Here is an 8,752-nt window from a genome sequence, read left to right as displayed (position 1 = left end):
CACGCCGGTCTGCGAGACGTGCGAGCAGCGACGGCCTCCGGCACGAATGCGAGAGGTGTCCGTCCCGCGCCGGCGGGGCGGACACCTCCTGCATGCCTCGGCCGGGGGCCGTCAGAGGTTGATGCCGTGCGACCGGAGGTAGGCGACCGGGTCGATGTCCGAGCCGTAGCCCTGGCCGGTGCGGACCTCGAGGTGCAGGTGCGGACCCGAGACGTTGCCGGTGGCGCCGGAGAGGCCGAGCTGCTGACCGCCCTTGACCGTCTGGCCGGCGGAGACCGACAGCTGCGACAGGTGCGCGTACTGGCTGTACTTGCCGTCGGCGTGCCGGATCACGACCTCGTTGCCGTACGAACCGCCCTGACCGGCGGAGACGACCTCGCCATCGGCGACGGACTTGACGGGGGTTCCCGTCGGCACCGGGAAGTCGACACCCGTGTGGTAGCCGCTCGACCAGCTGCCGCCCGCCTGATGGTAGGGCGTGCCGATCGAGAGGTCGCCCACCGGAGCGCTGAAGCCCGGGGCAGCCGCGGGCGCAGCCGCCTTCTTCGGAGCGGCGGGCTTCGCCGGCTTCTCCGCGGCCTTCGGTGCCGCGTGCTTCGGCGCCGCCCGGTGCTCGCGCTCGCCGTCGAGGGAGAGCTTCTGGCCCGGGAGGATCAGCCTGGGGTCGTCCCCGACGGTCTCGCGGTTGTCCTTGTAGAGGGCCTGCCAGCCGCCGCGGACGTCGTGGGACTCGGCGATGCCGTACAGGCTGTCACCGGGAACGACCGTGTAGGTGGACGCACGGTCGCCCTCCCCGCCGGCGGGCTTCGGCGCGGGCTTCTCCTTCTTCGGCTGCGGCTTCGGCGCGGCGTCCGGCGAGATCTCGGGAGCAGCGCCGCCCTTGGTCAGCCCGGCCTTGCCGGAGCACACCGGCCAGGCGCCGGGGCCCTGGACGGCGAGCACCTCTTCGGCGATGGCGATCTGCTGGTCCTTGGTCGCCTGGTCGGCGCGGGGGGCGTACTTGGTGCCGCCGAAGGCGTTCCAGGTGCTCTCGGTGAACTGCAGGCCGCCGAAGAAGCCGTTACCGGTGTTGGCCTTCCAGTTGCCGGAGCTCTCGCACTCCGCCACCTTGTCCCAGGTGTCGACCGAAGCGGCCTGGGCCCCGGAAGCGCCGACGAGTGCGACACCAGCGCTGCTGGCGATGACGAGCGTGGCGTGGGACACGAAGCGGGCAGAAGCCGACGGGCGGCGATGACGTCCGCGTGCAGACATAGGAATTTCCTCTCCTACGCCTACGAGGTGAGCTGTCGGGTTCGGGCTGGAGTTGCCCGGCCGCGCGGGTCGGCAGCTCAGGGCTGCGGCGCGTCTTCACCCCAAGCCGGTCGCGCGGCGCGCGACCGGCACTTACCTGTGGTTCCCCCGCTCCTGCCGTGGTCTTCGAGTGAGTCCGGGCCGGTGGCAGGATTCGGCGTACCAGCCCTGGATACCCGCACCTTGAGCTGCGGGAGCCGTAAAGGTAAGTGCTTCGAATTCACCTTCACAAGCTCCGCGGAACGGCCAGGAGATCGAAATTCGGGCTTTTCACCGTCATTACATCACGCTGTGCTGAACCCCCCTTCCGCAGCGCAATCCGAGAACGTCTCCCGAGAATCCAAGAGCCCTCGCACCGAATATTTCTGACGCTGCATCGGATATTGGTGGGCTTGACCGGGGGCGGAAATGCAGCGCCGCTGTGAAGTGCGTCACCGGTGTCCGATTCGAGGCTTTAGCACCATCTATGCGTTATGCAAGTGATGGAGATTTACATATGTTTTCGGTATTTCTAAAGGCTTCAGCCGGGCATCTCGGAAGGCCGTACCACCCGGCGGGCGGTCGGGGCGGCGTCAACGTGCAAGAGGGATGCCGACCGCCGGCCCACGCAGATCGCCCGGCGCGGCCCGTCCGCTTCTCCCTCCGCCGCCACGACCGCCAGCGACCGGCGGCTGCCTCCGCCGGTTCCGGGCAGCGGTTGTCATTGCCGGATCCCGGACCGATGCTGGACGTGAGCAGCACGGGTGTTCCTGGCCGTTGCCCCGGACGGGCCGGACCGGAACGGACGGTCCCCGCACCAGGCGCGACGGACCACGGCCATCCGGAAGCGAGCTGGTGCGATGAGCGACTGGAGCACGGACGACACCCTCTACTTCCGTGGCCCTCTCGACATGACGAGAGCGGCCACTGCGGTGCTGGACGCGCGCGGAGTGATCATCGGCTGGAGCCCGACGGCCGAGAATCTGCTCGGCTACCCGCCGGGCCAGGTCATCGGCAGCCGGGTGGACACGCTGCTGCTGAACCCGGCGGATCCCGGGGCCTCGATCCTGCGCCGTCTGCGCCGCACCGAGCGCAGCAAGGCCTTCGACGTCCGTCACCGGGACGGACGGATGCTGCGTGTGGCGACCACCATGGTCCCCCTGGCCGACGGTGTCTCCGGTCCCGCCTGGCTGCTCGCCGCTGCCCATCTCGGGGAGCTGCACGACTGGGACTCCCACCAGGCGATGCTGCAGGGGCTGGTCACCCAGTCCCCCATCGGTCTCGCCATCTACGACACCGACATCCGTCTGGCCTGGGCGAACGCGGCTTCCGGGCTCGAACTGGACGGGCCGCTGGAGAGCTACGTCGGGACACCTGCGAACGATCTGTACCCCGGCGGTGTGGTCACCCCCGGTTACCCGAAGTCGCTGCAGGAAGTCATGCGGCGGGTTCTGGAGACCGGCGAGCCCGTCGTCGACCTGCATTTCCGCGGGCGTCCTCCCGCGGACCCGGAGCACGACTACATCTGGTCGTGTTCCTACTACCGCCTCATGGACGCCCGCGGACAGCCGCTGGGCGTTTGCGAGGACGCCTACGACATCACCGAGCGCTACCGAAGCGAGCAGCGGCTGGCCCTGCTGGTCCGCGCGGGCGCCCGGCTCGGTGCCACCCTCGACGTGGCGGGCACGGCCCGGGAGGTCGCCGGGGTGTGCGTGCCGGACTTCGCCGACGCCGTGCACGTGGACGTGCAGCCCGAGGTCATCGACGGCGGTGAGCCCGGCGCGGACACCGGAGCCCGGCCGCTGGTGTGCGTGGCCCGTCAGGCCCGCTCGGGGAGCGACGCCGCAGCCGACCCGCGGTCCCCGCACCCCGGGCGTGACGACCTGGTCACCCATCCTCCGGGCACGCCGCAGGCGTCGAGTCTGGCCGGGGGCACCACGTCTCAGGACGACGCCCGACCCGGCGACGACGCCCCGACGCGGCTCGTCGTCCCCCTGCGCAGCCCCACCGCCGTCATGGGCCTGGTCACCTTTCTGCGCGACCACTCCTCCGGCCCCTTCGGCCCGCACGACGTCGAGCTCGCCGAGGAACTGGTCGGCCGGGCCGCGGTCAGCATGGACAACGCCCGGCGCTACACCCGGGAGCGGAACGCGACCCTCACCCTGCAGCGCAGTCTGCTGCCGCAGCGGCTCCCGGTGCAGACGGCCGTCGAGGTCTCGCACCGCTATCTGCCCGCTGACAACGTGGCCGGCGTGGGCGGGGACTGGTTCGACGTGATCCCGCTGTCCGGCGCGCGGGTCGCCCTCGTGGTAGGGGACGTCGTGGGTCACGGCCTGCGCGCGGCTGCCACCATGGGCCGGCTGCGGGCGACGGTGCGCGCCCTTGCGCACATGGACTTCGCCCCCGACGAGCTGCTGACGCGGCTGGACGACCTCGTCCGTCAGACGGCCGAGGAGGTGGCCGAAGGTGTGGAGGGGGGCGAGGGGAGGGTGCCCGACCAGGACCACGAGGACGAGGCCTTCGGCGTGACCTGCATCTTCGCCGTCTACGACCCGGTCTCCGGCCGCTTCAGTGCCGCACGGGCCGGTCACCTCCCCCCGGCGATCGTCCGGCCCGGCACCGGGCCGGCCCTGCCGGACGTCCCCCCGGGGCCGCCACTCGGCCTGGGCGGGTTGCCGTTCGAGAGCATCGACGTCCAGTTGCCGGAGGGCACTCTCGTCGCCCTGTTCACGGACGGTCTGGTGGAGGTCCGGGGCCAGGACATCGATGTCGGACTGCGCAAGCTGCAGGAAGCCGTATCCGAGCACACCCGGTCGCTGGAGGAATTGTGCGACCGGGCAGTGGCCACGCTGCGGCCCAACGCGCCGACCGCCGACGATGCGGCCCTGCTCCTGGTACGCACCCGGATGCTCAGCGACCGGCAGGTGGTGCTGTGGGATCTGCCGGCCACACCGGAGTCGGTCGGCTGCGCCCGGGCCACCGCGGCACGGCAGCTCGCGGAGTGGGGGCTCGACCGGCTGTCGTTCACCACGGAGCTGGTGGTGAGCGAACTCGTCACGAATGCGGTCCGGCACGCGTCCGGTCCCGTCCAGCTCCGCCTCATCCGCGACCGGACACTGCTCTGCGAGGTGTCGGACACCGGCCACACCTCACCGCACCTGCGGCACGCGGCCCAAGACGACGAGGGCGGCCGGGGCCTGTTCATCGTGGCGCAGCTCGTGCACAAGTGGGGCACGCGCTACACGACGGCGGGCAAGACCATCTGGACCGAGCAGGACATCCCCGGCTGAGCGGCCGGCATCACCAGGCGGAGGGCGCGTAGTCCTTGAGGAAGCAGCCGTACAGGTCCTCGCCCTGCTCGCCACGGACGATCGGGTCGTAGACCCGGGCGGCGCCGTCGACCAGGTCGAGGGGCGCGTGGAAGCCCGCGGCCGCCAGCCGCACCTTGTCGGGATGCGGCCGCTCGTCGGTGATCCAGCCGGTGTCGACGGCCGTCATGAGAATGCCGTCGGTCTCCAGCATCTCCGCGGCGCTGGTGCGGGTCAGCATGTTCAGCGCGGCCTTGGCCATGTTGGTGTGCGGGTGGCCCGGACCCTTGTAGCCGCGGCTGAACTGGCCTTCCATCGCAGATACGTTGACGACGTACTTGCGCCGCGCGGCGGAGGCGGCCAGGGCCGGGCGGAGCCGGCTCACGAGGACGAACGGTGCCGTGACGTTGCACAGCTGGACTTCCAGGAGCTCTACGGGATCGACCTCGTCGACCCGCTGGATCCAGCTGTTCACCGGGTCGAGGTCGGGCACGAGGCCGCCGGCGTCGATGGCGTTCCCGGCCTCGATCCGGGCCGGGGCCGCTGAGCCGCTGGTCAGGGCCAGCGCCGTGACCGCCTCCGGGGTCAGCGCGTCGTGGCGGCCGGACGGCTGGGCGGGCAGCTCCGGCTGCGCGCCGCTGCCGAAGCTGCCGAGTACGAGGGAGGAAGGAAGCTCCCCGGCGGGAAGCGGGGCCGACTCGGCGGCCACCAGTTCCGCGTACGCCAGCGGCGACCGGCGCACGGTCTGCGCGGCGTTGTTGATCAGGATGTCCAGCGGTCCCTCGGCGCCGACCGAGTCCGCCAGGGCGACGACCTGGGCGGGGTCGCGCAGGTCGATCCCGACGATCTTGAGGCGGTGCAGCCAGTCCGCGCTGTCGGGCATCGCCTTGAACCGGCGCACTGCGTCGTTCGGGAAGCGGGTGGTGATGGTGGTGTGGGCGCCGTCGCGCAGCAGGCGCAGCGCGATGTACATCCCGATCTTGGCCCGGCCACCGGTCAGCAGCGCACGGCGTCCGGTGAGGTCGGTGCGTGCGTCGCGCCGGGCTCGGTTCTCCTGGGCGCAGCGCCGGCACAGCTGGTGGTAGAACGCGTCGACCTCGACGTACCGGGTCTTGCAGATGTAGCAGGAGCGGGGCCGCTGCAGGATGCCGGCGATCTCCGTGGTGGCCGAGGAGGTCAGGGCCATGCCCTGGGTCTCGTCGTCGATGCGGTCCGCGGATCCGGTGGCGGTGGCCTCGGTCACGGCCTTGTCGTTGGCCGTCTTGGCGGCGCGGCGTTCCTGCCGGCGGCGCTGCTTCACGGTGCGGTAGATGCCCGAGGTCGCGCGGCGTACGGCGATCGCGTCGGGGTGGTCCAACGGCAGGTTGTCGAGTTCGGCGAGGACGCTGAGGCACACCTCGAGCCGGACGGGATCGATGCCCGGCACGTCGCTGTCGGACACGGCGGCCTGCGGGCCGGTCCGTGTGTCTGTACTCGCCGTCATTCCCGGCCGCCGTTCCTCAAGTCTCGCGCTCGCCCCGAGCTCCGGCGGAACTTTACGTTCGAGCGGCTGGGACCGCCAAACCCGGGTCCTGCGGCGGACGGCGGTTCCGGTGCCGTCTTCCGCGTTGCCGGGGCACGGATCCCGCGATGCCATGGAGTCAGGAGGGGTTGAGACCCAGGAGGCGGTCCGGATGAAGCCCGGTCCAGCGGCAGGGCACGGCGCGTCCCGTCACGGCATCGCGCCGGTGCTGCGGCGTGTGAGGGCGGTGGTGTTCGACACCGACGGCGTGATCATCGACTCCGCGGGAATTCACGCGGTGGCCTGGAAGCGCGCTTTCGACGCATGTCTGCGCGAACGGGCCTCCGGCAGCGCCGCGCGGCCGTTCGATCCGGACGATGACTACCGGACGTACGTGGACGGCAAGTCGCGTTTCGACGGTGCGCTGGCCTTTCTCGACTCGCGGGGGCTCGGACGGCCCCAGGGCGAGCCCGGCGACCCGCCCGGCACGGGAAGCGTGTGGGCAGTGGCGGCGGCCAAGGACGCGAAATTCGACGAATGGCTGCGGGAGCACCGTGTCGAGGCCTGGCCGGGGACGGTGCAGTTGCTGCACGCGCTGCGGCTGGAGCAGGTGTCGTGCGCGGCGGTGTCCGCGTCGCGGCACGCGCGTGACCTCCTGTCGATGTCCGGTGTGGCGGAGTTGTTCCACGTGATCGTGGACGGCAACGATGCGGCGCGACTGCGGCTTCCGGGCAAGCCCGACCCGGCGCTGTTCCTGGAGGCGGCGCGCCGGCTGGGGACTCCGCCGTGCGCCACGGCGGTGGCGGAGGACGCCGTCTCGGGGACCGAGGCCGCCCGTCGTGGTGGTTTCGCGGTGGTGATCGGGGTGGAGCGCTCGGCCCGCGGGGCGGCCACCGCGCGGCTGGAGCGGCACGGCGCCGACATGGTCGTGGGGGACCTGTCCGAACTGCTGACACCCGCCGGCCCGGCGGCCGGACCGCGGACAGCCGGCCCCCGGGCCGTGGAACCGGGCTGATCAGGGATGCAGGTGCGCCTCGAGGTGCGTCACCTGCTCGATCTCCACGCCCGCCTTCTTCAGCAGCCTGCGGGCCAGGTCGTTGAGAGCCCTGGCCGCTGCGATCTCCTCACCGACCCTCGGCTGTGAAGGGTCGTCGGGGTGCCGGTTGGCGCGCCCGTGCGCCCTCAGCTCGGTGCCGTCCTGCAGTCTCAGCATCACGGCCGCCTCGGTCTTGGCGTCGACCTCCCGGAACTCCATGTCTATGTGCCATCCGACGATCGTCTCCATGTCGGAACCACCTCCAACCTCACCTTCCAGGGTGCACCGGAAGCAGCGGCCGGGCGATGCGGCCGGGGGCCTGCGCCCCTCACCGTCCGGGGGCGAGGTGGCGGACGAACCAGTCGCGGGCGAGGACGGCGACGGCGTCCAGAGTTCCCGGCTCCTCGAAGAGGTGCGTGGCACCGGGGACGACCTCGAGGCGGCTCTCGCAGCGCAGCTGTTCCTTGGCGCGGCGGTTGAGGTCCAGCACTGTCTCGTCCCTCCCGCCGACGATCAGCAGTGTGGGAGCGCGTACATCGGCGAGCCGTTGGCCGGCGAGGTCGGGACGGCCGCCGCGGGAGACCACGGCCTCGATGAGCGTGTCGGGTTCCGCCGCTGCCCGGAGCGCGGCGGCCGCCCCGGTGCTGGCGCCGAAGCAGCCGACGGGGAGCCCGCGCGGGGCGAGCAGCCGGGTCGCGTGGGCCAGTCGTGCGGCCAGCGTCTCGACGTCGAAGACGTTGACCCGGTCGAGCTCCTCCTCGCGGGTGAGGAGGTCGAACAGCAGCGTGCCGAGACCGGACTCCCCGAGGGACCGCGCGACGGCCCGGTTGCGCGGACTGTGCCGGCTGCTGCCGCTGCCATGGGCGAACACCACGATGCCGGGGCATCCCTCGGGGATGCTGAGGTGTCCGGGCAGCCGTACGTCGCCTGCTTCCACCACGACCTCCGTGTCCTCGGCCCGGGCGGCGGTGCCGGCCCGGCCCGCGTGGCTGCGGGCGAGGAGCGAGACCACTTCGGAGTCCGGGGTCTGGGCGAAGCCGCGGTACCACTCGCCCACGGCGGAGAACATCCTCGGGCTGGACAGGCAGACGAGTTCGTCCGTCTCGGGGCGGAGGTTCTCCACCGCCTCGGGGGGTGCCACCGGCACGGCCAGCACGACGCGGGCGGCGCCTGCGGCGCGGGCGACCTTGCAGGCGGCGGCCGCCGTGGAACCGGTGGCGATGCCGTCGTCGACGATGATCACCGTCCGCCCCTCGAAGGGGATCCGGGGCCGGTCCCCGCGGAACTGGCGTGCCCGGCGGACGAGTTCGGCCTCCTCATGGCGCTGGACCTCGTCGAGGTCCGCGCGCTGGGCGTGGCTCAGCCGGACGATGTCGTCGCGGACGACGCGCACACCACCCTCCCCGATGGCGCCGAAGCCCAGTTCGCGGTGGGTGGGGACACCGAGTTTGCGCACGATGACGACGTCCAGCGGGGCTCCGAGGGCCTGCGCCACCTGGTGGGCGACCGGCACTCCGCCGCGGGGCAGCCCGACCACGACCGGGTTTTCGCCACGCAGATGCTCCAACTCTGCGGCGAGCCGGCGTCCGGCGTCCTCACGGTCCTCGAAGATCAAGACCTGCTCCCGGTGTGGCAGAG

The 8,752-nt window shown here is 71.8% G+C and carries 6 protein-coding genes and 1 riboswitch; of the genes, 2 read left to right on the top strand and 4 right to left on the bottom strand.

Annotation, left to right across the window (positions count from 1 at the left end):
- Window positions 1-111: 111 nt before the first annotated feature.
- Window positions 112-1,251, bottom strand: a complete 1,140-nt coding sequence (locus M1E25_RS23865; RefSeq protein ID WP_251419072.1) for a transglycosylase family protein — start codon at window positions 1,249-1,251, stop codon at window positions 112-114.
- A gap of 2 nt (window positions 1,252-1,253) precedes the next feature.
- A riboswitch (cyclic di-AMP (ydaO/yuaA leader) is annotated at window positions 1,254-1,460 on the bottom strand.
- Window positions 1,461-2,129: 669 nt separating this feature from the next.
- Here M1E25_RS23865 and M1E25_RS23860 point away from each other — a divergent pair.
- Window positions 2,130-4,559: a SpoIIE family protein phosphatase gene (locus tag M1E25_RS23860; protein ID WP_251419070.1), complete on the top strand. Its 2,430-nt coding sequence runs from the start codon at window positions 2,130-2,132 to the stop codon at window positions 4,557-4,559.
- A gap of 10 nt (window positions 4,560-4,569) precedes the next feature.
- Here M1E25_RS23860 and M1E25_RS23855 read toward each other — a convergent pair whose 3' ends face one another.
- Entirely contained in the window at window positions 4,570-6,060 is a 1,491-nt protein-coding gene (locus tag M1E25_RS23855) for an SDR family oxidoreductase (RefSeq protein WP_251419068.1), read from the bottom strand.
- 190 nt (window positions 6,061-6,250) lie between these two features.
- Here M1E25_RS23855 and M1E25_RS23850 point away from each other — a divergent pair, with 190 nt between their 5' ends.
- On the top strand, window positions 6,251-7,093 hold the full coding sequence (locus M1E25_RS23850) for an HAD family hydrolase (protein WP_251419066.1): 843 nt from the start codon (window positions 6,251-6,253) through the stop codon (window positions 7,091-7,093).
- Here M1E25_RS23850 and M1E25_RS23845 read toward each other — a convergent pair whose 3' ends face one another.
- Window positions 7,094-7,363, bottom strand: a complete 270-nt coding sequence (locus M1E25_RS23845) for a DUF1876 domain-containing protein (protein ID WP_251419064.1) — start codon at window positions 7,361-7,363, stop codon at window positions 7,094-7,096.
- A 79-nt stretch (window positions 7,364-7,442) separates the two neighbouring features.
- Window positions 7,443-8,729 carry a phosphoribosyltransferase family protein gene (locus M1E25_RS23840; RefSeq protein ID WP_251419062.1) on the bottom strand — a complete coding sequence of 429 codons (1,287 nt, stop codon included), beginning with the start codon at window positions 8,727-8,729 and terminating at the stop codon, window positions 7,443-7,445.
- Between the last annotated feature and the right edge of the window lie 23 nt (window positions 8,730-8,752).

Origin of the sequence: Streptomyces meridianus (assembly GCF_023703325.1) — a bacterium.
GTDB lineage: Bacteria > Actinomycetota > Actinomycetes > Streptomycetales > Streptomycetaceae > Streptomyces > Streptomyces meridianus.
Note: the sequence above shows the minus strand (reverse complement) of the source record. Positions and strands in the feature narration are given on the sequence as shown.

What these genes read in the sequence shown, in the direction of transcription:
- M1E25_RS23865 (WP_251419072.1), bottom strand. Translation starts at nt 1,251, where the DNA reads ATGTCTGCACGCGGACGTCATCGCCGCCCGTCGGCTTCTGCCCGCTTC.
- M1E25_RS23860 (WP_251419070.1), top strand. Translation starts at nt 2,130, where the DNA reads ATGAGCGACTGGAGCACGGACGACACCCTCTACTTCCGTGGCCCTCTC.
- M1E25_RS23845 (WP_251419064.1), bottom strand. Translation starts at nt 7,363, where the DNA reads ATGGAGACGATCGTCGGATGGCACATAGACATGGAGTTCCGGGAGGTC.
- M1E25_RS23855 (WP_251419068.1), bottom strand. Translation starts at nt 6,060, where the DNA reads ATGACGGCGAGTACAGACACACGGACCGGCCCGCAGGCCGCCGTGTCC.
- M1E25_RS23850 (WP_251419066.1), top strand. Translation starts at nt 6,251, where the DNA reads ATGAAGCCCGGTCCAGCGGCAGGGCACGGCGCGTCCCGTCACGGCATC.